At 67.9% G+C, this 22,317-nt stretch carries 19 protein-coding genes; 1 reads left to right on the top strand and 18 read right to left on the bottom strand.

Translation table 11 applies throughout. The features are described 5' to 3' along the window. Positions 1–62 precede the first annotated feature (62 nt). The 18 genes from ftsA to dksA all read right to left on the bottom strand — a co-directional run bounded on the left by ftsA (position 63) and on the right by dksA (position 21,551). Positions 63–1,292 carry a cell division protein FtsA gene (gene ftsA, locus KIH07_RS08360; protein ID WP_226491532.1) on the bottom strand — a complete coding sequence of 410 codons (1,230 nt, stop codon included), beginning with the start codon at positions 1,290–1,292 and terminating at the stop codon, positions 63–65. A gap of 13 nt (positions 1,293–1,305) precedes the next feature. Further along, positions 1,306–2,100, bottom strand: coding sequence for a cell division protein FtsQ/DivIB (locus KIH07_RS08355; protein WP_226491531.1), 795 nt, complete (start codon positions 2,098–2,100; stop codon positions 1,306–1,308). A 10-nt stretch (positions 2,101–2,110) separates the two neighbouring features. Beyond that, positions 2,111–3,085 (bottom strand): D-alanine--D-alanine ligase, encoded by a 975-nt coding sequence (locus KIH07_RS08350; protein WP_226491530.1) that lies wholly within the window; start codon positions 3,083–3,085, stop codon positions 2,111–2,113. After that, on the bottom strand, positions 3,082–4,491 hold the full coding sequence (gene murC / locus KIH07_RS08345; RefSeq protein WP_226491529.1) for a UDP-N-acetylmuramate--L-alanine ligase: 1,410 nt from the start codon (positions 4,489–4,491) through the stop codon (positions 3,082–3,084). Before murC ends, KIH07_RS08350 begins: the two co-directional genes overlap by 4 nt. Continuing rightward, on the bottom strand, positions 4,488–5,567 hold the full coding sequence (gene murG / locus KIH07_RS08340; protein WP_226491528.1) for an undecaprenyldiphospho-muramoylpentapeptide beta-N-acetylglucosaminyltransferase: 1,080 nt from the start codon (positions 5,565–5,567) through the stop codon (positions 4,488–4,490). Before murG ends, murC begins: the two co-directional genes overlap by 4 nt. A gap of 168 nt (positions 5,568–5,735) precedes the next feature. Next, positions 5,736–6,989: a putative lipid II flippase FtsW gene (ftsW, locus tag KIH07_RS08335; protein WP_226494652.1), complete on the bottom strand. Its 1,254-nt coding sequence runs from the start codon at positions 6,987–6,989 to the stop codon at positions 5,736–5,738. A 53-nt stretch (positions 6,990–7,042) separates the two neighbouring features. Continuing rightward, entirely contained in the window at positions 7,043–8,908 is a 1,866-nt protein-coding gene (locus KIH07_RS08330) for a Mur ligase family protein (protein ID WP_226491527.1), read from the bottom strand. 4 nt (positions 8,909–8,912) lie between these two features. Next, a complete protein-coding gene (mraY, locus tag KIH07_RS08325) occupies positions 8,913–10,091 on the bottom strand; it encodes a phospho-N-acetylmuramoyl-pentapeptide-transferase (protein WP_226491526.1) in 1,179 nt (392 codons plus the stop codon). Further along, positions 10,081–11,520, bottom strand: a complete 1,440-nt coding sequence (locus tag KIH07_RS08320) for a UDP-N-acetylmuramoyl-tripeptide--D-alanyl-D-alanine ligase (protein WP_226491525.1) — start codon at positions 11,518–11,520, stop codon at positions 10,081–10,083. Before KIH07_RS08320 ends, mraY begins: the two co-directional genes overlap by 11 nt. Continuing rightward, on the bottom strand, positions 11,517–13,052 hold the full coding sequence (locus tag KIH07_RS08315) for a UDP-N-acetylmuramoyl-L-alanyl-D-glutamate--2,6-diaminopimelate ligase (protein ID WP_226491524.1): 1,536 nt from the start codon (positions 13,050–13,052) through the stop codon (positions 11,517–11,519). The genes KIH07_RS08320 and KIH07_RS08315 overlap by 4 nt, the downstream gene beginning before the upstream one ends. 154 nt (positions 13,053–13,206) lie before the next feature. Beyond that, positions 13,207–14,952, bottom strand: coding sequence for a peptidoglycan D,D-transpeptidase FtsI family protein (locus tag KIH07_RS08310; RefSeq protein WP_226491523.1), 1,746 nt, complete (start codon positions 14,950–14,952; stop codon positions 13,207–13,209). After that, on the bottom strand, positions 14,949–15,257 hold the full coding sequence (gene ftsL / locus KIH07_RS08305) for a cell division protein FtsL (protein WP_226491522.1): 309 nt from the start codon (positions 15,255–15,257) through the stop codon (positions 14,949–14,951). The genes KIH07_RS08310 and ftsL overlap by 4 nt, the downstream gene beginning before the upstream one ends. Next, complete coding sequence (rsmH, locus tag KIH07_RS08300) at positions 15,254–16,177, bottom strand: 16S rRNA (cytosine(1402)-N(4))-methyltransferase RsmH (protein ID WP_226491521.1); 924 nt, start codon at positions 16,175–16,177, stop codon at positions 15,254–15,256. The genes ftsL and rsmH overlap by 4 nt, the downstream gene beginning before the upstream one ends. Before the next feature lie 8 nt (positions 16,178–16,185). Then, positions 16,186–16,611 carry a division/cell wall cluster transcriptional repressor MraZ gene (gene mraZ / locus KIH07_RS08295; RefSeq protein WP_226494651.1) on the bottom strand — a complete coding sequence of 142 codons (426 nt, stop codon included), beginning with the start codon at positions 16,609–16,611 and terminating at the stop codon, positions 16,186–16,188. 333 nt (positions 16,612–16,944) lie between these two features. Beyond that, the gene (gene hslU / locus KIH07_RS08290; RefSeq protein WP_226491520.1) at positions 16,945–18,279 is read right to left on the bottom strand and encodes an ATP-dependent protease ATPase subunit HslU; all 1,335 of its coding nucleotides are present in this window, start codon (positions 18,277–18,279) and stop codon (positions 16,945–16,947) included. Between the two features lie 8 nt (positions 18,280–18,287). Beyond that, positions 18,288–18,836 (bottom strand): ATP-dependent protease subunit HslV, encoded by a 549-nt coding sequence (gene hslV / locus KIH07_RS08285; protein ID WP_226491519.1) that lies wholly within the window; start codon positions 18,834–18,836, stop codon positions 18,288–18,290. A gap of 141 nt (positions 18,837–18,977) precedes the next feature. Then, positions 18,978–20,861: an STAS domain-containing protein gene (locus KIH07_RS08280; RefSeq protein WP_226491518.1), complete on the bottom strand. Its 1,884-nt coding sequence runs from the start codon at positions 20,859–20,861 to the stop codon at positions 18,978–18,980. A 51-nt stretch (positions 20,862–20,912) separates the two neighbouring features. Then, positions 20,913–21,551, bottom strand: coding sequence for an RNA polymerase-binding protein DksA (dksA, locus tag KIH07_RS08275; protein ID WP_319004782.1), 639 nt, complete (start codon positions 21,549–21,551; stop codon positions 20,913–20,915). Between dksA and KIH07_RS25470 the strand changes: the two genes are divergently transcribed. Further along, entirely contained in the window at positions 21,544–22,209 is a 666-nt protein-coding gene (locus KIH07_RS25470; RefSeq protein ID WP_319004781.1) for a hypothetical protein, read from the top strand. The genes dksA and KIH07_RS25470 overlap by 8 nt on opposite strands. Positions 22,210–22,317 lie beyond the last annotated feature (108 nt).

The following is a 22,317-nucleotide window of genomic DNA, read 5'->3' as shown; positions in this document are numbered from 1 at the left end:
CTGGCGCCCCTCTGGGGTGGAGACGCGCCGAAGGCGCGGTGCAGGGGTGATCAATGGCTTCATCAGAAGGTCCCCACAAACCAGTTTTTGATGCGTTCCAGTGCGCTTTGCATGGAACCCGCTTTCTGGGCCACCTTGTGGCCACGCACACGCGCCATGCGCGCCTCCTCCAGCAGACCCATGACCGTGGCGGCGCGCGTCTGCGCCACCATGTCCGAGAGCGCGCTGGCGTAGTTCGGAATGCCCCGGCGCACCGGTTTCAGGAAGATGTCTTCCCCCAGTTCCACCATGCCGGGCATGACGGCGCTGCCACCGGTGAGCACGATGCCCGAGGACAACACCTCCTCGTGGCCGGAGTCGCGCACCACCTGCTGCACCAGCGCAAAGATCTCCTCCACCCGCGGTTCGATCACGCCAGCCAGCGCCTGGCGGCTGAGCATGCGTGGGCCACGATCGCCCAGACCGGGCACCTCGACCTGCTGGTCCGGGTCGGCCAGCAGCTGCTTGGCGCAGCCGTGTTCGACCTTGATGTCCTCGGCGTCCTTGGTCGGCGTGCGCAGCGCCATGGCGATGTCGCTGGTGATCAGGTCGCCCGCGATCGGGATCACCGCCGTGTGGCGGATCGCGCCGCCAGCGAAGATCGCCACGTCGGTGGTGCCCGCGCCGATGTCCACCAGCGCCACGCCCAGCTCCTTTTCGTCGTCGGTCAGCACCGCCTGGCTCGACGCCAGCGGGTTGAGCATGAGCTGGTCCACCTCCAGGCCGCAGCGGCGCACGCACTTGATGATGTTTTCGGCCGCGCTCTGCGCGCCGGTAACGATGTGCACCTTGGCTTCGAGCCGGATGCCGCTCATGCCGATCGGCTCTTTCACTTCCTGGCCGTCGATCACGAATTCCTGCGGCTCGACCAGCAGCAGGCGCTGGTCGGTCGAGATGTTGATGGCCTTGGCGGTTTCGATCACACGCGCCACGTCGGCCGGCGTGACCTCACGGTCCTTGATGGCCACCATGCCGCTGGAATTGATGCCGCGGATGTGGCTGCCGGTGATGCCGGTGTAGACGCGGGCGATGCGGCAATCGGCCATCAGCTCGGCTTCTTTCAACGCCTGCTGGATGCTCTGCACGGTGGCGTCGATGTTGACCACCACGCCGCGCTTGAGGCCGTGGCTGGCCGACACGCCCAGGCCCGCGAGCTTGAGTTCGCCGTTGGCTTGGACCTCGGCCACCACCACCATGATCTTGGCGGTGCCAATGTCGAGTCCGACCACCAAATCCTTGTATTCCTTGGCCATGATTGCTTCTTGATTACCTTGTGTTGGTGACTGTGCCGGGGCTGTCTTCGGAGAGCGTGGTCACGCCCCGCATGCGCAGCGCGTAGCCGTTGGGGTAGCGCAGGTCCACGGACTGCAGCGCGCCGGGGTAGCGCTCGGTGAGCTGGCTCAGGGTGCCGGTGAAACGCCGCGCGCGCTCCAGCAGTTCGTCCGGGCTGCCGCGCCCGAGCTCGATGCGCGCACCGCTGTCGAGCACCGCGCGCCAGCTGCCGCGCTCGTTGAGTTCGAGCCGCTCCACCACCAGCTCCAGACGCGAGAACTCGGCGCTGAGCAACTGGTACAGCGCCCAGACCTGGGGCGCGTGGTCCGCCGGGCCGATCAGCTCGGGCAGCCCATCGCTGTCGTCCGGGCTGGCCTCGAACACCTCGCCCAGCCGGCTGACCAGCTGCCCCGAACCTGAAGGCCCCCACCAGGCCACGGGCTGGTGCTCCTCGATCGTGACGCGCAGGCGGTTGGGGAACTCGCGCTGCACCACCGCCTGGCGCACCCAGGGCACGGACTCGAACAGGCGGCGCACCTGCTGCAGGTCCAGTGTGAGGAAACTGCCCGAGAGACTGCTCTTCATCTGCGAAGCGAGCTGCGCACGGTAGGTCACCGCGTTCTGGTGCGCCACGTCACCGTGCACCGTGATCGCCCGGACCGTCCACACCGGGTGGCGCACCAGCCAGGTTCCGAGCGCGCCCAGGCACAGGGCGGCAAACAGCACGACCAGGACGTGGGTGACCACGGTCATGAGCTTGACGTCCAGGGGCAGGTCGGTGTGCGGCATGGTGAGGCGCTCAGGCTTTCCCGGCCGGGTTGTCCAGCGCGGCGCTGGCGAGCACGGTCACGCACAGGTCTTCGTACGAGAGACCGGTGGCGCGGGCCGACATGGGCACCAGCGAGTGCCCGGTCATGCCCGGCGAGGTGTTGATCTCCAGCAGGTAGGGCCGGCGCGTGGTCGCGTCGATCATCACGTCGGCGCGGGCCCAGCCGCGGCAGCCCAGCGTGAGGTAGGCCTTGAGCACCAGGGCCTGGATGCGCTCTTCCTCGCCCGCGGGCAGACCGCAGGGCACCAGGTACTGGGTGTCGTCGGTGAAGTATTTGTGCTGGTAGTCGTAGTTGCCGTCGGGCGCCACGATGCGGATCACCGGCAGCGCCCGCGCCTCGGCACCGGTGCCGAGCACCGGGATCGTGACCTCGTCGCCCGCGATGAACTGCTCGCACATCACCAGCGGGTCCTGCCGCGCGGCCAGTTCGTAGGCGGCGGCGCATTGGGCGAGCTCGGTCACCTTGGTCAGGCCGATGGTGGAGCCCTCTCGCACGGGTTTGACGATCATGGGCGAGCCCAGCGTGGCAAACGCCGCCTGCGTTTCTTCCACGCTGTGCACCTGGCGCCAGGCCGGGGTGGACAGGCCTTCGGCCATCCAGATGCGCTTGGTCATGAGCTTGTCCATGGCCACCGCCGAGGCCATCACGCCCGGCCCGGTGTAGGGAATGCCCAGCAACTCCAGCGCGCCCTGCACCGTGCCGTCTTCGCCAAAGCGGCCGTGCAACGCGATGAAGCAGCGCGCGAAGCCTTCGCGCTTGAGCTCGTCCAGGTCGCGCTCGGCCGGGTCGAAGGCGTGCGCGTCGACGCCCTTGGAGCGCAGCGCGGCCAGCACGCCGGTGCCCGACATCAGCGAGACCTCGCGCTCGGCCGAGCGCCCGCCCATCAGCACCGCCACCTTGCCCAGGGCCTGCGCCGCCAGGGCCGTGTTCACCATCGCATTCATGTCCGAACCTCCTGAGCCATTTCCACCACCCGCCCCGCCACCGCGCCGATGGACCCCGCGCCCATGCACAGCACCACATCGCCGTCGCGCGCGTTGTCCAGAATCGCCTGCGGCATGGCGGCGATGTCGTCCACGAACACCGGTTCGAGCTTGCCCGACACGCGCAGCGCACGGGCCAGAGAACGCCCGTCGGCCGCCACGATCGGCGCCTCGCCCGCGGCGTACACCTCGGCCAGCAGCACGGCGTCGGCCTGGTTGATCACCTTCACGAAATCCTCGAAACAGTCGCGGGTGCGGCTGTAGCGGTGGGGCTGGAAGGCCAGCACCAGCCGGCGGCCCGGGAAGGCCCCACGCGCCGCGGCCAGCGTGGCCGCCATCTCCACCGGGTGGTGGCCGTAGTCGTCCACCACGGTGCAGTGCCCGCCACCGGGCAGCGCGGCCTCGCCGTAGCGCTGGAAGCGCCGGCCCACGCCCTTGAACTCGGCCAGCGCCTGCAGCACGGCCGCGTCCGGCACGCCCAGCTCCACCGCGATGCCGATGGCCGCCAGCGCGTTGAGCACGTTGTGTTCGCCCGGCAGGTTCAGCACCACGTCCAGGTCGGGCAACTGCACGCCGTTGCGGCGCTGCACGGTGAAGTGCATCTGCCCGCCCACCGCGCGCACCTGGGTGGCGCGCACCTGCGCGTCTTCGGCAAAGCCGTAGCTGGTGATGGGGCGCGCGATCTGCGGCAGGATCTCGCGGATCGAGGCATCGTCCACGCAGACCACCGCAGCGCCGTAGAACGGCATGCGGTGCAGGAACTCCACGAAGGCGGCCTTGAGGCGGCCGAAGTCGTGGCCGTAGGTGTCCATGTGGTCGGCGTCGATGTTGGTCACGACCGAGAGCACCGGCAGCAGGTTCAGGAACGAGGCGTCGGACTCGTCGGCCTCGACCACGATGTACTCGCCCGAACCCAGCTGCGCGTTGGCGCCCGCGCTGTTGAGGCGCCCGCCGATCACGAAGGTCGGGTCCAGGTTGGCCGCGGCCAGCACGCTGGCCACCAGGCTGGTGGTCGTGGTCTTGCCGTGTGTGCCGGCGATCGCCACGCCCTTTTTCATGCGCATCAGCTCGGCCAACATCACCGCGCGCGGCACCACCGGCACCAGCCTGGCGTGCGCGGCGATCACTTCGGGGTTGTCGTCCTTCACCGCGGTGGAGGTGACGATGGCGTCGGCGCCTTCGATGTGGGCCGCATCGTGGCCGATGAAGACCTCGGCTCCCAGCGCCACCAGCCGGCGCGTGACCGTGCTCTCGCCCAGGTCGCTGCCCGAGATGCGGAAGCCCTGGTTGAGCAGCACCTCGGCGATGCCGCTCATGCCGCTGCCACCGATGCCGACGAAATGGATGTGGCGAATGGCGTGTTTCATGGTTGACCCACCTTTGCCAGGGTTTCGCAGGCGGACACCACGGCCGCCACGGCTTCTGTTTTTTCCATCGTCTTGGCCTTGTTCGCCATCTCCATCAAGGTTTCTCGCCGCACGGTCTGCAGCGTCTGCGCCAGCTGCAGCGGTGTGAGTTCGTTTTGCGGCACCAGCCAGGCCGCGCCCGCGTCGACCAGAAAGCGCGCGTTGGTGGTCTGGTGGTCGTCCACCGCCGACGGAAAGGGCACGAACAGCGCGGCCGCGCCCACGGCGGCGATCTCGGTCACGGTGCTGGCGCCGGCGCGGCAGACGATCAGGTCGGCGTCGGCGAAGGCCTGGGCCGTGTCGTCGATGAAGGGCGTGAGCTCGGCCCGCACCCCGGCCGCGGCGTAATTCGCGCGCAGCGCTTCGATCTGCTTTTCCCCGCTCTGGTGGATCACCTGCGGGCGCTGCGCCGAGGGGATCAGGGCCAGCGCCTGCGGCACGGTGTCGTTGAGCGCCCGTGCGCCCAGGCTGCCGCCCACGACCAGCAGGCGCAGCGGCCCGCTGCGCCCGGCGAACCGCGCTTCGGGTGGCGGCTGCCGCAGGAACGGCGCGCGCAGCGGGTTGCCCACCCACTCGGCTTTCCTGAACACCTTGGGGAAAGCGGTGAACACGCGATCGGCCACCCCCGCGAGCACCTTGTTGGCCATGCCCGCCACCGAGTTCTGCTCGTGCAGCACCAGGGCCTTGCCCGCGAGCACGCCCATCATGCCGCCCGGGAAGCTGATGTAGCCCCCCAGGCCCACCAGCACATCGGGCTTCACGCGGCGCACCACCTGCAGCGCCTGCCAGAACGCGCGCAGCAGGCGCAACGGCAGCAGGGCCAGCGTGAGCACGCCCTTGCCGCGCACGCCACCGAAGGCGATGGTCTCCAGCGTGAAGCCACGCGGTGGCACGAGCCGGCTCTCCATGCTGTCGGGCGCGCCCAGCCAGTGCACGCGCCAGCCGCGCTCACGCAGCGCTTCGGCCACGGCCAGACCGGGAAAGATGTGGCCGCCGGTGCCGCCGGCCATGATGAGGGCACAGGGAGTCTTGCTCATGCGCGGCCCCCTTTCATCATCGATGCGTTCCGCATCTGCAGCCGCTGCGCGTCTGCCTGGCGGTTTTGGTGAAACCGCTGCTTCATGCACGGCCCCCTTTCATCATCGATGCGTTCCGCATCTGCAGCCGCTGCGCGTCTGCCTGGCGGTTTTGGTGAAACCGCTGCTTCATGCACGGCCCCCTTTCATCATCTGGCGGTTTTCATAGTCCACGCGCAGCACGATGGCCAGGGCGACGAGTTCGAGCAGGATGGCTGAGCCGCCGTAGCTCATCAGGGGCAGGGTCAGGCCCTTGGTGGGCAGGGCACCCAGGTTCACGCCGATGTTGATGAAGGCCTGAAAGCCGATCCACAGCCCGACCCCCTGGGCCACGAGGCCGGCGAACACCTGGTCCAGGGCAATGGCCTGGCGGCCGATGTGCATGATGCGGCGCGTGAGCCAGAGGAAGAGACCGATCACGATCAGCACCCCGATCAGGCCGAACTCTTCACCGATCACCGCGAGCAGGAAGTCGGTGTGGGCCTCGGGCAGCCAGTGCAGCTTTTCCACGCTGCCGCCCAGGCCGACACCGAAGATTTCGCCACGGCCAAAGGCGATCAGCGAGTGGGAAAGCTGGTAGCCCTTGCCGAGCGCATAGGCCTCGCTCCAGGGATCGAGGTAGGCGAAGATGCGCTCGCGGCGCCACTCGCTCATCATGACCATGAGCGCGAACGCGCCCACCACCACCAGCGCGATCAGGAAGAACATGCGCGCGTTCACACCGCCCAGGAACAGGATGCCCATGGCGATCACCACGATCACCATGAAAGCCCCCATGTCGGGCTCGGCCAGCAGCAGCATGCCGACCACGCCCAGGGCCACCGCCATCGGCGCCACGGCGCGGAAGAAGCGCTCCTTGACCTCCATCTTGCGCACCATGTAATTGGCGGCGTAGAGCAACACGGTGAGCTTGGCCAGCTCGGAGGGCTGGAAGCTGATGAGCCCGAGCGAGAACCACCGCCGGGCGCCGTTGACGCCCTTGCCGATGAAAGGCAGCAGCACCAGCACCAGCAGCAGCAGCGACAGGGCAAAGAGCCAGGGCGCGAACCGCTCCCAGCTCTGCATGGGCACCTGGAACACGATCAATGAGGCCACCAGCCCGATCAGGATGAACAGGCCGTGGCGCAACACGAAGTGGGTGTGGGCGTAGTTGGCAAAGCGCGGGTTGTCGGGCAAGGCGATCGAGGCCGAATACACCATCACCAGACCCCAGGCCATCAGGGCCATCACCACCCACAGCAGCGGCTGGTCGAAACCGAGTTCGCGCACCGCCACGTTGCGCGTGCCGGCATAGGTGCGGTTGGACAGGCGCACCGGCAGGCCGTCGCGCGCCGACCCACCAGCCAGGGCGCCGGCCAGGTCGCGGCCGATCAGGCGCGGCATGGCCGAGACCAGGCCGGCACGCAGGCGCTGCCAGGGCGTGAGCGATGTCGCCTTCATACGCCCCCCTCCAGGCTCATGCCGCGTTCGCTGGCCAGCTGCGCCACCGCTTCGACAAACACCCGGGCGCGGTGCACGTAGTTGTCGAACATGTCCAGGCTGGCGCAGGCGGGCGACATCAGCACCGCGTCGCCCGGGCGGGCCTGCGCGCAAGCCAGGCCCACCGCCTCGGGCAGGGTGGTCGCGTCCAGCTGCGCCACCTGGGCCTGCTCCAGCGCATCGCTCACCGCTTCGCGGATGCGGGCCGCGTCGCGGCCGATGTAGACCACGGCGCGCGCGTGGCGCGCCAGCGGCTCGGCCAGTGGCGCAAAGTCCTGCCCCTTGCCGTCGCCCCCGAGGATCACCACCAGGCGCCGCTCGGCGCCGAGCCCGAGCACGGCGGCCAGCGTGGCACCCACGTTGGTGCCCTTGCTGTCGTCGAAATACTCGACCTCGTCGATGATGGCCACCGGCTCCACCCGGTGCGGCTCGCCGCGGTACTCGCGCAGCCCGTGCAGCATGGGCGCCAGCGCGGCCCCGGTGGAGGTGGCCAGGGCCAGCGCGGCCAGCGCGTTGGCCGCGTTGTGGCGGCCCCGGATGCGCAGCGCATCGACCGGCATCAAGCGCTGGTAATAGATCTCGTCCTCTTCCTGGGCAGAGACTCCGGCCCCCACGCTGGTCGCTTCGCGTACGGCGCTGCCCCCCGAGGGGGCTGCCGCGCCTTGGGGCGGCCCGGCGACGCGGCGCCGCGGCTTGCGGGTCTCGTCGAGCGCGAGCGCGCGCACCAGCCAGGTCATGCCGTTGACCGACTCGATGCCCCAGTCGCCCGCGCGCGTGGGCGCATCCAGCCCAAACGTGGCGTAGGGCCGGGCCGGCTGCTGGCGGTTGCGGCCACCGATCTTCACCGTCACGTCGCCCGGCTTCATGCCCATAACCTGGGCATCGTCGCGGTTGAGCAGCATCAGCGCACGGTTGCCGAACACGGCGGCCTTGGCCTGGCTGTAGGCGGCGAGGGAACCGTGCCAGTCCAGGTGGTCTTCGGTGATGTTGAGCACCGTGGCGGCCGTGGGCACGGCGTCCCAGGCGCCACCGGCCGTGCCGTCGAGCTGGAAGCTGGAGAGTTCGAGCACCCACACCGCCGGCAGATGCGGTGGCTGGGGCGGCTCGGGGGGTGGTGGCACCAGCTGGGTAGGCGCGTCGTCCTCTTCGGCGACCGGCAGCGGCTCGTCTTCGTCGGCGGGCTGCAGCTCAGCCTGGACCTCGGCGGTCGACCCGTCGCTCCCGTCCGGCGCGGGCGCCGGCTCGGCCGCGACGGCGATGGACTGCGGTTCCTCCGCCGCCGCAGCCTCGGCTTGGGCCTTTGCTTCGGCTTCCAGCGCCGCGGCCAGCACGTCCAGCAGGGCCGGGCCGATGTTGCCGGCCACGGCCACGCGCAGGCCGCAGCGCTGCAGCAGCAGGCCGGTGAGCGAGGTCACGGTGGTCTTGCCGTTGGTGCCGGTGATTGCCAGCACCTTGGGCTGGTAGGGCCGTGGTTCGCGCACCGACAGGTCGCGCAGCGCCCGGGCAAACAGATCGAGTTCGCCCACGAACGGCACCGCCTGCGACTGGGCCCATTCGCGCAGCGTGGTCAGTTGAACGGGGGCCAGCCCCGGGCTGCGGGCGATCAGGTTCCAGGCGCCACGCGCGATCAGCGCTTCGTCGAACGGGCCGGCCACGAAGCTGGCCTGCGGACACTCGATGCCCAGCGCTGCCAGATGCGGCGGGTTGTCGCGCGTGTCGGCCACGGTCACGTGAGCGCCGTGGCGCACGCACCAACGCGCCATCGCCAGGCCGGAGATGCCCAGGCCCAGGATGAGAACGTGTTGGTCTTTCAGGTTCAACATGGGGTCAACGAAGCTTGAGGGTCGACAGGCCGATCAGGCACAGCAGCATGGTGATGATCCAGAAGCGCACCACGACCTGCGTTTCCTTCCAGCCCTTTTTCTCGAAGTGGTGGTGCAGCGGTGCCATCTGGAACAGCCGGCGGCCCTGGCCGAAACGGCGCTTGGTGTACTTGAAATACGTCACCTGCAGCATCACCGACAGGGCTTCGACCACGAAGATGCCGCCCATGATGGCGAGCACGATTTCCTGGCGCACGATCACGGCGATGGTGCCGAGCGCGCCGCCCAATGCGAGGGCGCCCACGTCGCCCATGAAGACCTGGGCCGGGTGGGTGTTGAACCACAAAAAGGCTAGGCCCGCGCCGGCCATGGCCGCGCAGAAGATCAGCAGTTCCCCCGCCCCGGGGATGTGCGGCAGCAGCAGGTAGCGCGAGAACACGGCGCTGCCGGTGGCGTAGGCGAACACGCCCAGCGCCGAGCCCACCATCACCACCGGCATGATGGCCAGGCCATCCAGGCCGTCGGTGAGGTTGACCGCGTTGCTCGAACCCACGATCACCAGGTAGGTCATGAGCACGAAGCCGAACACCCCCAGCGGGTAGCTGATTTCCTTGAAGAACGGCACCATCAGGCCGGCCTGGGGCGGCAGGTCCACGGTGAACCCCGAGGCCACCCAGTCGATGAACAGGCCCAGCACACGCAGGTTGCTGGTTTCGGACACGCTGAACACGAGGTAGAACGCCGCCACCAGCCCGATGACGGATTGCCAGAGGTACTTTTCGCGCGAGCGCATGCCTTCCGGGTCCTTGCGCACCACCTTGCGCCAGTCGTCCACCCAGCCGATGGCGCCAAAGCCCAGGGTGACCAGCAGCACGATCCAGACGAAGCGGTTGGACAGGTCGAACCACAGCAGGGTGGACAGCGCGATCGAGAACAGGATCAGCACCCCGCCCATGGTGGGCGTGCCCCCCTTGCTCAGGTGGGTCTGCATCGCGTACTCACGGATCGGCTGGCCGATCTTGAGCGCGGCCAGGCGGCGGATGAAATACGGACCCGCCACCAGACCGACGATGAGCGCCGTCATGGCGGCCATGACCGCACGGAAGGTGAGGTACTGGAATACCCGCAGGAACCCGAACTCGGGTCCCAGGCTTTGCAGCCACAGGGCCAGGCTAAGCAGCATGCGATGCGTCCTTTTGTTCTTGTGTTGGGGGTGCGCTGGCCAGCGCCTGCAGGGCCTGGACCACGCGCTCCATGCGCATGAAGCGCGAGCCTTTGACGAGCACGCTGCGCAGCGCCGATGCGCCGGGCGCAACCACGGCCGCGCTCACATGGCCGGCCAGGGCGGCAACGTCGTCCCAGTGCGTGGGCACGGGCTCGCCCGCGGCGCGCAGCGCGGCGCAGGCCTTGTGCATCCAGTCGCCGGCGCAGTGCACGGTCTCGATGCCGCAGGCCTGCGCATGGCGCAACACTTCGAGGTGAAACGCAAGGCCCTGCTCTCCGACCTCGCCCATGTCCCCCAGCACCAGCAGGCGCGGGCCGGGCAGCTCGGCCAGCACGTTGATGGCCGCGACCACCGAGTCCGGGTTGGCGTTGTAGGTGTCGTCGATCAGGGTCACGGCGCGGTCGGCCAGCGGCAACGAGAGCGCGCGCGAGCGTCCGCCCACCGGCTCGAAGGCGTCGAGCCCACGACCGATGTCGGCCAGCGCCACGCCCGCAGCCAGGGCGCACGCGGTGGCCGCGAGCGCGTTGCGCACGTTGTGCCGCCCGGCGATGCGCAGGCGGCAGGCCAGCTCCCCGGCGGGGGAGGCCAGGCGCAGGGCCCAGGCGCCGTCGCGCCAGTCGGCCTGCAGGGCATGCACGTCGGCCGACGCGTCGCCGTCGCTGAAGGTCATCACGCGCCGGCCCGCGGCCAGTTCGCGCCAGACCCCGGTGTGGTCGTCGTCGCTGGGGAACACCGCCACGCCGTCCCCCGACAGGGCCGCGATCACTTGGCCGTTTTCGCGCGCCACCGCTTCCACCGTGGCCATGAATTCCTGGTGTTCGCGCTGGGCGTTGTTCACCAGCGCCACGGTGGGCCGGGTGAGCGCGGCGAGGTAGGCGATTTCGCCGGGGTGGTTCATGCCCAGCTCGATCACCGCGAGGCGGTGGTCCGGGCGCAGGCGCAGCAGCGTGAGCGGTACGCCGATGTCGTTGTTCAGATTGCCCTGCGTGGCATGGGCGGCGTCGCCCGCGGCCGCGCGCAGGATGGCCGCCACCATCTGCGTCACCGTGGTCTTGCCGTTGCTGCCGGTCACGGCGATCAGCGGCAGGCTGAACTGCTCGCGCCACAGGCGCGCCAGTTCCCCCAGGGCGAGCCGCGTGTCGGGCACTTCCACGCCGGGCAGGCCGGCCTGCACCAACCCGGTGTGGGCGATGGCGGCCACGGCGCCCTGCGCGCGCGCCTGCGGCAGAAAGTCGTGTGCGTCGAAGCGCTCGCCCTTGAGCGCCACGAACAGATCGCCCGGCTGCAGGCTGCGGGTGTCGGAGTGCACACGGCCGATGGGGGCGTCCATCGTGCCCACAGCCCGTGCGCCACTGAGCCGGGTCAACAACTCGGCGATGGTCTTCATGCCTGCACTCCCTGCGCGGCGGCGCGCTGCTGCAGCGCGGCCTGGGCCTGCGCCAGATCGGAAAACGGTTTTTTCACGCCCATCACTTCCTGGTAGTCCTCGTGTCCCTTGCCGGCGATCAGCACCACGTCGTCGGCGCCAGCGCGCTGCACCGCCTGCGCGATCGCCAGCGCCCGATCGGCCTCGACCACGGCGCGGGCGGGCATCGACAGGCCGGCCCGCATCTGCGCCAGGATCGCCAGCGGGTCTTCGCTGCGCGGGTTGTCGCTGGTCAGCACGGCGTGCTGGGCCTCCCGCTCGGCCACGGCGGCCATGAGGGGGCGTTTGCTCGCGTCGCGGTCGCCGCCACAGCCCACCACCGCCCAGAGCGCGCCGCCGCGTTGCCGCGCCAGCGGCTGCAGGGCCTGCAAGGCCTTCTCCAGCGCGTCGGGGGTGTGGGCGTAATCCACCAGCACCAGCGGCTGGCCCGCCACCGCGGGCACCTGTTCCATGCGGCCGGGCACGGGGGTGAGGGCCTGGCAGGCCCGCACGGCGTCGGCCAGCGGCACACCGAGCGCGCGCGCCGTGGCCAGCACGCACAGCAGGTTGGACACGTTGTAGCGCCCCACCATGGGCAGGCTCAGGGTGTGGTGCTGCGCCTCGGCGCCCGAGGCTTCGCGCTCCACCACGGTCAGGCGCATGCCGTTGTGGGTGAACGCGATGTCGCGCGCGCACAGGCGCGCTGGCGTGCCGTCTTCCAATGCCACGGTCCACAGGTCGAGGCCGCGCCCGTCCAGAGTCTGCGCCAGTGCCGCGCCCTGGGGATCGTCCAGATTGAGCACCGCGCTGGCCAGACCGGGCCAGTCGAACAGCGCGGCCTTGGCCGCCCAGTAGTCGGCCATGCTGCCGTGGAAGTCCAGGTGGTCCTGGGTGAAATTGGTGAACACCGCCACCCGGATGCGGCAGGCGTTGAGCCGGCCTTCGATCAGGCCGATGGACGAGGCCTCGATCGCGCAGGCCTTCAGGCCGGCGTCCACCATGCCGCGCAGGCGCGCCTGCAGCAGCACCGGGTCGGGCGTCGTCAGGCCGGTCGGCACCAACGCATGGCCCTGGTCGCCCGCCAGCGGCGGCTGTCCGATGCCCAGCGTGCCCACCACCGCGCAGGGTCGGTCTGCGGCCGAGAGCAGCTGAGCGACCCACCAGGCGCTGGAGGTCTTGCCATTGGTGCCAGTGATGGCGATCAGGTCCAGCGCCGCACTGGGGTCGGCGTAGAACGCGCTGGCGATCGGACCGGCCTGCACCTTGAGCCCCGGCACGGCGGCCACGCGGTCGTCGCTGAAACCGAAGGCTTCGGCGCCGTCGCGCTCCACCAGCGCCGCGGCCGCACCGGCCTGCAGCGCGCCGGCCACATAGCGGCGCCCGTCCGTGGCGGCGCCCGGCCAGGCCACGAAACCATCGCCTTCGCGCACGCGGCGGCTGTCGCAATGCAGTTGCCCGCGCACACGCTCGCGCAGCCAGTCGGCCACGGCGTGAGGATGAAGAAGCGTCTTCATGCGGTCGCCACCTCGAACAAACCCAGCCGAGGCGCGGGGAGGCGGCCTTGTCCGGGAACACCGCGGAACCGGCTCTGCCGGGCCGCTGGTGTTGCCCCCTTGAGGGGGTCGGGGCCCGCGCAGCGGGTCTCGGCGGGGGTGGGTGTCAAGCAGTTCAAAACGGCTCCTCCACCACTTCGCTGATGATCTGTGGCTTCACGCTCATGTCGGGCTGCACCCCCAGGATGCGCAAGGTCTGCTGCACCGTCTCGCTGAACACCGGGCCGGCCACCACCCCGCCGTAATAGGCCCCGTTGTTCGGCTGATCGATCATCACCGCCACCACGATGCGCGGCTGCTCCACCGGCGCCAGCCCCACGAAGAAGCCGCGGTATTTTTTTTCGGCGTAGCCCTTGCCTTCCTGCATGCGCGCGGTGCCCGACTTGCCGCCCACCGAATAGCCCATGGTCTGCGCGCGCTGGCCTGTGCCCCCCGGGCCGGTGGCCATCTCCAGCATCTTGCGCACCGCCAGCGCGTTCTTTTCGCTGAACACCCGAACGCCGTCCGTGGGCCCATCGGTTTTGACCATGCTCACCGGAATCAGTTCGCCGTCGCGCGCGAAGATGGTGTAAGCCTGGGCCAGCTGAAACAGCGAGACCGACAGTCCATAGCCGTAGCTCATGGTGGCCTGTTCGATCGGGCGCCAGGTCTTGTAGGGCCGCAGGCGACCGCTGACCGCGCCCGGGAACGGCACCTGGGGCTTCTGGCCGAACCCGGCCTGGGCGAAGGTCTCCCACATTTCGCGCGGCGACATCTGCATGGCCATCTTGACCGCGCCCACGTTGCTCGACTTCTGGATGATCTCGTTGACCGTGAGCAGGCCGTTCGGATGCGCATCGTTGATGGTGGAGCCGCCAATGGACATGTGCCCCGGCGCGGTCTGGATCTGCGTGGTCGGGGTGACCAGCCCCTTGTCCAGCGCCAGCGCCGCGATGAAGGGCTTCATGGTCGAGCCCGGCTCGAAACTGTCGGTCAGCACCCGGTTGCGCAGCTGTTCTCCACTGAGGTTCAGCCGCAGGTTGGGGTTGTAGCTCGGGTAGTTGGCCAGCGCCAGCACCTCGCCGGTCCGGGTGTCGAGCACCACCACGCTGCCCGCGCGCGCCTTGTGCATCTGCACCGCTTCGCGCAGCTTCTGGTAGGCGAAGTACTGCACCTTGCTGTCGATGGAGAGTTGCAGATCCGGGCCGTCCACCGGCGGCACGACGTCGCGCACGTCTTCGACCACACGGCCGAGCCGGTCCTTGATCACGCGGCGCGAGCCGCTGCGGCCCGAGAGCTCCTTGTTGAAGGCCAGTTCGACACCTTCCTGCCCGCGATCCTCCACGTTGGTGAAGCCCACCACGTGGGCCGCGGCCTCGCCCTCGGGGTACTTGCGCTTGTACTCGCGACGCAGGTAAATGCCCTTGATGCCGAGCGCGGCGATCTCGTTGGCCACCGGCTCGTCCACCTGGCGCTTGACCCAGACAAAGGTCTTGTCCTCGTTGGCCAGGCGCTTCTTCAGCGTGGACAAGGGCATGTCCAGCAGCTTGGCCACGTCGCGCAGCTTCGGCTCGCTCTTGTCCACGTCCTCCGGAATCGCCCAGATGCTCTGCGCCACCACGCTGGAGGCGAGGATCAGGCCGTTGCGGTCCAGCACCCGGCCGCGGTTGGCGGGCAGCTCCAGCGTGCGCGCGAAGCGTACCTCGCCCTGGCGCTGGAAGAAGTCGTTGCCAACCACCTGCACATAGGCCGCGCGGGCGCCCAGCCCGGCAAAGGCCAGCGCCAGCGCCGCCACGATGAATTTGCTGCGCCAGACCGGCGTCTTGCTCGCCAGCAGCGGGCTGGCGCTGTAGTTCACACTGCGACTGGCCCGCCGGCTCATGGTCGGCCTCCCTGGTCGGGCGCCAGCCCGGGCACCTGCGGCTCGTACAGCGTCACGTATTCGGTGATGGCGGGGTTGACCGGACGCATCTGCAGCCGCCGGGTGGCGAGCAGTTGCACACGCGCCGAGGTGGCCTGGGCCTGCTTCTGCACCTGCAGCTGCTCGTGTTCCGCCTCGATCTTGCGCGACTGCGCCTGCGCGCGGTCCAGCGCGGTGTACAGGCGCCGCGACTCGTACTGCGTGTGCACCAGATAGAAGGCACTGGCCAGCACCGCCATCAGCAGGACCAGGTTGAGGCGGATCATGCGTGCGCCTCCGTGCGCTCGGCCACGCGCATCACCGCGCTGCGCGAACGCGGGTTGCCCTGCACTTCGGCATCCGAGGGCATGACGCGGCGCACGTGGATCAGTTGCATGGGCGCAGGCTCGGCGAAGGGCACGCGGCGATCCACCACGGCGCGCGAATGGCGCGCCATGAACTGTTTGACCATGCGGTCTTCCAGCGAATGGAAGCTGATCACCACCAGTTGCCCTCCGGGACGCAAGACATGCAGACTGGCCTCTAGCGCTTGTTGCAGCTCTTCAAGCTCGGCGTTGATGAAAATCCGAAAAGCCTGAAATGTGCGCGTTGCAGGGTCCTTGCCCGGCTCGCGGGTTTTGACCGCGCCAGCCACGACTTCGGCCAGCTCGCGGGTGGTTCGAATAGGGCCCCGTTCCTGTCGGCGACGATCAATCGCCTTTGCAACCGGTTGAGCAAACCGTTCTTCGCCATATTCACGTATCACCTCCGCGAGGGTGGAGACTTCGGCCGTTTCCAGCCACTGCGCCACGCTCTGGCCGCGCGTGGTGTCCATGCGCATGTCCAGGGGCCCATCGTGGCGAAAAGAAAAACCCCTCTCGGGGTCGTCGATCTGGGGCGAACTCACACCCAGGTCCATCAGCACCCCATCCGCGCTCGCCGCCCCCAGTTCGCCCAGGTGGCAGAACCCCTGGTGCCGGATGGAAAAGCGGCCATCGCTGGCCGCCAGTTCCTGCGCGGCCGCCACGGCCTGCGGGTCCTTGTCGAACGCCGTGAGGCGCCCGCTCGCAGACAGCCTCTCCAGAATGAGGCGCGAATGCCCGCCGCGCCCGAAGGTCGCGTCGACATAGTGTCCGTCCGGGTTGATCGCCAGTGCTGCCACGGCTTCGCTCAACAGGACGGTTTGGTGGTTCCATGCGCTTTGCACCGCCGCCCTTAGAAAGAAAAGTCCTTGAAGACATCGGGCATCTCGGCCTGCATGGCTTCGGCCTCCTTGGCGGCGTACACCTGCGCATCCCAGAGTTCGAAGTAGCCCCCCATGCCCAGCAGGACCGCGTCCTTGGTGATGCCGGCGGCCGTGCGCAGCTCCGGCGAGATCAGCACGCGGCCAGCCCCGTCCATGTCCACGTCCATGGCATTGCCCAGGAAAATGCGCTTCCACCACTGCGCCTGCATGGGCAAGGCCGCGATGCGCTCGCGGAACAACTCCCACTCGTTGCGCGGAAAGACCATGAGACAACCGTGTGGGTGCTTGGTGATGGTGAGCTGGCTGGCGGCGGCGATCAGGGCGTCACGGTGCCGGGTCGGCATGGAGAGCCGACCCTTGGCATCGAGACTGAGAGAAGAAGCACCCTGAAACACCGCTGTCATTCCTTGAAAAACACTTTTCACCACTTAATTGCACATTTTCCCACTTTATCAGGAAAATCAGAGTCTGCAACTCGTGGCCACTTATTTTTTCAATGAAATCAAGCACTTAGAACATACTTTGAAACAATTTGGCGCTTAAAAATTCAGCAAAAGCAAGCACTTACAACAGCCTCTGAAAGTGATGCTTGAGCGCTTTGTTACGTTTATGTCCTGGTCTGTGGATCGAACGGTCCCGAGGGATGGCCCACACCCCCCGGGCCCAGTCAAGCGAAAAGCCGCGTCCGCCCAAGGGCGGCACGCGGCTTCACCAGCCCCCGGCGGGGTTCAGAGGATGTAGCGCGACAGATCCTCGTTGCGGCTGAGCTCGGTGAGCCGACCGTCCACATAGGCTGCGTCCACCGTAATGGTCTGCCCCTGTAGACCGGTGGCGGCAAAACTGACTTCGTCAAGCAAGTGCTCCATCACCGTGGCCAGTCGGCGCGCGCCGATGTTTTCCGTGCGTTCGTTCACATCGCAGGCGATCTGCGCCAGATGCCGGATGCCTTCGGGCGTGAACACCAGCGTCACCCCCTCCGTGGCCAGCAGCGCCTGGTACTGGCGCACCAGCGAGGCGTGGGTCTGGGTCAGGATGGCCTCGAAATCGTCCACCGACAGCGACTGCAGCTCCACCCGGATGGGGAAACGCCCCTGCAGCTCGGGGATCAGGTCGCTGGGCTTGGCCAGATGGAACGCGCCGCTGGCGATGAACAGGATGTGATCGGTCTTGATCACGCCGTACTTGGTGGACACGTTGGTCCCTTCGACCAGCGGCAGCAGGTCGCGCTGCACCCCCTGGCGCGACACCTCGGCGCCGCCCGAGTCGCTGCGCGAGGTCACCTTGTCGATCTCGTCGATGAACACGATGCCGTTCTGCTCGGCGTTCTGCAGCGCACGGATCTTGATCTCTTCTTCATTGACCAGCTTGCCCGCCTCCTCTTCGATCAGCAGCTTCATGGCTTCGGCGATCTTGAGCTTGCGGGTGCGGCGCTTGTCCTGTCCGAGCTGGCTGAACATGCCTCGCAGCTGTTCGGCCATGTCCTCCATGCCGGCCGGTCCCATGATCTCCATGGTCGGGCGGGGCTCGGCCAGATCGATCTCGATCTCACGGTCATCGAGCTGGCCCTCGCGCAGCTTCTTGCGAAACGCCTGGCGTGCGGTGCTTTCGGTGCTCAGCACGGTGGCCGGTTCGGCGCCCAAGCCGCGCGGCGGCGGAATCAGGATGTCCAGGATGCGCTCCTCGGCCGCGTCCTCGGCACGTGCGCGCTGCTTGCGCATCTCGATCTCGCGCGTCTGCTTGATCGCGATGTCGGCCAGATCGCGGATGATGCTGTCGACGTCCTTGCCCACATAGCCCACCTCGGTGAACTTGGTGGCCTCGACCTTGATGAAGGGCGCGTCGGCCAGCCGCGCCAGGCGGCGCGCGATCTCGGTCTTGCCCACGCCGGTGGGGCCAATCATGAGAATGTTCTTGGGCGTGATCTCGGGCCGCAGTTTTTCGTCCACCTGCTGGCGACGCCAGCGGTTGCGCAAGGCAATGGCCACGGCGCGCTTGGCGCCTTTCTGGCCGATGATGAAGCGGTCGAGTTCGGAGACGATCTCCTGGGGCGTCATGGAAGACATGGTTTCGCTCACTCCAGGGTTTCGATCGTGTGGTTCATGTTGGTGTAGATGCAGATCTCGCCCGCGATCGTGAGCGACTGCCGCACCACCTCTTCGGCATTCAGGGCCGTGTGCTGGATCAGGGCGCGGGCGGCGGCCTGGGCATAGGCCCCTCCCGAGCCGATGGCCACCACACCGTGCTCGGGCTCCAGCACGTCGCCATTGCCTGTGATGATCAGCGCGGCGCTGCGGTCGGCCACGGCCAGCATGGCTTCGAGCCGACGCAGCACGCGGTCGGTGCGCCAGTCGCGGGTGAGCTCGATCGCGGCGCGCACCAGGTGCCCCTGGTGTTTTTCCAGCTTGGCCTCAAAGCGCTCGAACAAAGTGAAGGCATCGGCGGTGGCACCGGCAAAACCGGCCAGCACCTGATCGTGGTGCAGCTTGCGCACCTTGCGCGCCGTGCCCTTCACAACGATGTTGCCCAGGGTTACCTGGCCGTCGCCGCCGATGGCGACCTGCACGCCTTGCGGCGTCTCTCGACGCACGCAGACGATGGTGGTTCCGTGAAAAGTTTCCATAAGGGGAAGAGATGGGGATGAGCAGAAGGTTCACAAGCCCGTCGGCGCAATTCCGAGGGCACCGCGAAACCGGCTCTGCCGGGCCGCCAGTGCCGCCCCCTGGGAGGGTGACACTGCAGGCGGCGCGGTAGGAACCCAGCCTCAATCGTTCCGCACCACCACCTTGGCGTATTCGGTGATCCCGATGACGTGAAAGAAGGCCGACACCAGACGGTGGGCGTCAACGAACTGGATCAGGCGGCCTTGCGCATGGTGGCCCGAAACCCAGTTGAGCAGGGTACCCGCGGCCGAAAAATCGACACGGATCAGGTTGCGGCAGGAAATGATCATCACGTCCGCCCCCTGAAGACGGCGTTCCAGCGTCTCCAGCGTGGCCTGCGGGTCGCCGCGAATCTCGCCCGACAGCTCCACCAGGCCCAACTGGTTGAATTCGGAACTCTGGCCTTCCAGCACCGACTCGCCCGGGTAGGTCGAGGGCACCTGCTCCAGCACCACCTCGCCCAGCACCGACTGGCCGACCTCGCCCGAGGCATCCAACGACAGTCCAAGGAAGTGGCAGCGGGGCTTCTCCCAGCCTGGAGGAGACACCTCGTAGGTCACGCAGAAGTCGAGCGCGGCCAGTTCAAATTCATCCACCAGGTTCATGACCCGCAGCACGGCCATGCGCAACTCCCACCAGAGCTGCTCCACATCGCGCCGACCCGACGGCGTCAATGTCTTGAGCAGCTCTCGCAGGTTCGAAGAACCATAAAAGCGCAGCTCCACATCCTGATCGCCCCAGAGGGTGAAGACCCCCAGCAGCGCACGCGCGGCCTTCACATCGATGCTCTCGACCGGCGACCAGTCCAGCACCCAGGGCTTGCTGGCGCGCAGCAACACGTTCTGCAGCGTGCCCACCGCGTGCGCGTCCAGATCGGGTTCACAGACCCAGACCGCCCGGTTCGGTCCGGACGAGGGCGTGAAGGTCTTTCCGCTCATGCTGGACACGATCTCAGGCATGTCGTACCACTGCGGCGCCGAACGGTTGAAGCGGTTGACGAAATCGACCGCCCGGCTCTCGAAGGGCGCGAGCTGACCGGTGGCGCGGTACAGATCGAACAGGGCCAGCCAGTCGTCCACCTGCTGGGCCCGCGCACCTCCATCGGTCAGGCCTTCCATCAGCCCCTGCTCGGCACCGGCATCGTCGCCGTTGGCGAACCGGATGGAAGCCTCCTCGACCTCAGGATCCTGCGCGATTTCCTGCACATCCAGTGCAAAAAAGTGCGAGGCCGAAAACCCGGAACCGGCACTCGGCTGCACACTGTTTCCAGAGGGCGCCATCAAGCCGGTGCGGGCCGGAGACGACGAGGGCTGGTGCGAGTCGCGCGACAGTTCCTGCTCACGAGAGGGTCCCCACAGCTTGCCCCCCTTCTCCTTCGGACTCGCGGCAGCGGCAACCGGGGCGACGGCCGGCGCCGGGGATGCCGCTGGCGCGGGTTTGGGCGCGGGCGCCGTGTTTTCGGGCAAGGGAGAGGCTTCGGTTTCGGTGTACTGGGCGGTGCGCCGCTTGGCTTCGGCCCCGGCCACCGACTTGTCGTGGGCCTCGGCTTTGCGGTCCAGAGGCGTGCCCCCCGTGGAATGGGCCCCCGAACTCAGGCTGGAGCTCGCGGTGGCCTGGGAGTCGGGCCCCTTGGTCTTCCACCACTGCATCGACATCTGGGCTTCGATCTCATCGATCTTCTTCAGCGTCATCGCCCGGTCGTCGGGTTTCGACGGCAGGCTGCTCTGGAAGAACGAAGGCCGCACCCCCTGCCCCTCGCCCCCGGAAGCTTCCCGACTGCGGATCTTGCGCAGCATGTCGAACTCGCGCTTGCGCACGAAGTCGTTGCGCCGCTTGCGCTCGATCATTTCCTTGAGCGCCGCCTTGCTGTACTCGCTTTCGCGATCGGCGGATCGTGTGTCCAGATCCGACCAGCTGGTGGTCGGATGGCGCACGAACTTCACCACTTTGGACAGAAAACCGCCGTTGGATTCGTCCTTGGACATGTCGGGTCGTTGTCGGGGGGATGGGCTACAGATGGGATGGACGGCGAAGACTCAATCCCCGAACATTTTCTGCTTGAGTTCGCGGCGCTGTTGCGCTTCGAGCGAGAGGCTGGCGGTCGGCCGAGCCATGAGGCGACCGACGCCAATGGCTTCGCCGGTTTCCTCGCAATAACCGTAGTCACCCGAATCGATGCGGGCAATGGCCTGTTCGATCTTCTTGAGCAACTTGCGCTCGCGGTCACGGGTACGCAACTCGAGGGCGTGTTCTTCCTCGATGGTGGCGCGGTCGGCCGGGTCGGGCACCACCACGGTGTCTTCGCGCAGATGCTCGGTGGTTTCGCCGGCGTTGGCCAGCATGTCGGCCTTGAGCTGGGACAGCTTGCGGCGGAAGTAGCTGAGCTGCAGTTCACTCATGTACTCACTGTCCGGCATGGCCTGAATATCCTGGTCGGTCAGCTGCTCAACCGGCACGGTTTTCCAGTTGTTGGCCCGCTTGGGGTCCTTCTGGATGGAGGATGGCACAGGAGGGGTCATTACGGCACGTTCGTTCATGGTGGAAAAAGTCGCCTTGGCGGCATCGGGTGCGTGGGTGGGAATCACCGCCGCCTGGGTCATCTGCTCCATCATGACCTTCTTCGCGGCCCGCTTGCCCAGAGGCCTTGGCGTGGGCTCGACGACGGGCATGGACATCGCGGCCTTGGCCGGGGCGGCGGGCGAACGGGCGCTGGAGGTTTTGGAAGCAGACGCTGAGGCGGCGGCCGGTGCGGTTTTGGGGGAGACTTTTGAAACAGGCACTGACGCGGACTTTACCGCTGCTTTGGCCGCCGGCTTGGCCGTGGCGGACTTCGCGACCGGTTTGGCCGGTGCCGGGGTGACAGGTTTTGCGGCGGGTTTGACAGCAGTTTTTGCCATGGTTTTGCTGACCGGCTTGACCGGTCGTGTGGCGCTGACCGCGGCGGTTTTTGCCGCGGCCCTGCTGGGCTTGCTGGATGGGCCGGATTTCACCGGCGCCACGGATTTGGGGGCGGAGGACGTCTTCGCGGTCTTGGCCGCAGGTTTGGCCACGGCCTTGGCGGAGGGCTTCGGTGCCACCTTGGCGGCGGACTTGCTGGTTGAGGACACCCTGGAGGCGGTGGCGGACGAGCTGGCCTTGACACCCGTTGCGGCGGGCTTGCCTTTTTTCGCTGTCCTGGTGGCCGGGGCTTTCACAACGGGACTCCTCTCAGTACCTGACAATGCGTGGTCTAGGGGCGCAGCGCTGCCGCCGGCCGGGGCCAATGGTGCGCCATCTTGCGCCGGCTGCGCCAGCGGATTCGTTGTTATACCCCCAATACGGCCCCGCTTCTGAGCGCCGCGATCCGCTTTCGCGGCGGGTCGTCGGGCGGCCGACTTGGGCCGCGATTGTAACGAGGGTGGCTCCGCGGCAACCGCCGCCGGGTTTGATCGAAATCCCAAT

The organism is Hydrogenophaga taeniospiralis (assembly GCF_020510445.1).
GTDB lineage: Bacteria > Pseudomonadota > Gammaproteobacteria > Burkholderiales > Burkholderiaceae_C > Hydrogenophaga.
This window is presented reverse-complemented; position numbering and strand designations above follow the sequence as displayed.

Excerpts from the sequence above, each read along its gene's own strand:
- mraY (WP_226491526.1), bottom strand. The coding sequence starts at position 10,091 with ATGCTGCTTAGCCTGGCCCTGTGGCTGCAAAGCCTGGGACCCGAGTTC.
- KIH07_RS08350 (WP_226491530.1), bottom strand. The coding sequence starts at position 3,085 with ATGAATGCGATGGTGAACACGGCCCTGGCGGCGCAGGCCCTGGGCAAG.
- ftsL (WP_226491522.1), bottom strand. The coding sequence starts at position 15,257 with ATGATCCGCCTCAACCTGGTCCTGCTGATGGCGGTGCTGGCCAGTGCC.
- hslV (WP_226491519.1), bottom strand. The coding sequence starts at position 18,836 with ATGGAAACTTTTCACGGAACCACCATCGTCTGCGTGCGTCGAGAGACG.
- KIH07_RS08320 (WP_226491525.1), bottom strand. The coding sequence starts at position 11,520 with ATGAAGACCATCGCCGAGTTGTTGACCCGGCTCAGTGGCGCACGGGCT.
- ftsA (WP_226491532.1), bottom strand. The coding sequence starts at position 1,292 with ATGGCCAAGGAATACAAGGATTTGGTGGTCGGACTCGACATTGGCACC.
- murC (WP_226491529.1), bottom strand. The coding sequence starts at position 4,491 with ATGAAACACGCCATTCGCCACATCCATTTCGTCGGCATCGGTGGCAGC.
- KIH07_RS08355 (WP_226491531.1), bottom strand. The coding sequence starts at position 2,100 with ATGCCGCACACCGACCTGCCCCTGGACGTCAAGCTCATGACCGTGGTC.
- KIH07_RS08315 (WP_226491524.1), bottom strand. The coding sequence starts at position 13,052 with ATGAAGACGCTTCTTCATCCTCACGCCGTGGCCGACTGGCTGCGCGAG.
- murG (WP_226491528.1), bottom strand. The coding sequence starts at position 5,567 with ATGAGCAAGACTCCCTGTGCCCTCATCATGGCCGGCGGCACCGGCGGC.
- hslU (WP_226491520.1), bottom strand. The coding sequence starts at position 18,279 with ATGTCTTCCATGACGCCCCAGGAGATCGTCTCCGAACTCGACCGCTTC.
- KIH07_RS08330 (WP_226491527.1), bottom strand. The coding sequence starts at position 8,908 with ATGTTGAACCTGAAAGACCAACACGTTCTCATCCTGGGCCTGGGCATC.
- ftsW (WP_226494652.1), bottom strand. The coding sequence starts at position 6,989 with ATGCCGCGCCTGATCGGCCGCGACCTGGCCGGCGCCCTGGCTGGTGGG.
- KIH07_RS08280 (WP_226491518.1), bottom strand. The coding sequence starts at position 20,861 with ATGTCCAAGGACGAATCCAACGGCGGTTTTCTGTCCAAAGTGGTGAAG.
- dksA (WP_319004782.1), bottom strand. The coding sequence starts at position 21,551 with ATGTCCATGCCCGTCGTCGAGCCCACGCCAAGGCCTCTGGGCAAGCGG.
- KIH07_RS08310 (WP_226491523.1), bottom strand. The coding sequence starts at position 14,952 with ATGAGCCGGCGGGCCAGTCGCAGTGTGAACTACAGCGCCAGCCCGCTG.
- KIH07_RS25470 (WP_319004781.1), top strand. The coding sequence starts at position 21,544 with ATGGACATCGCGGCCTTGGCCGGGGCGGCGGGCGAACGGGCGCTGGAG.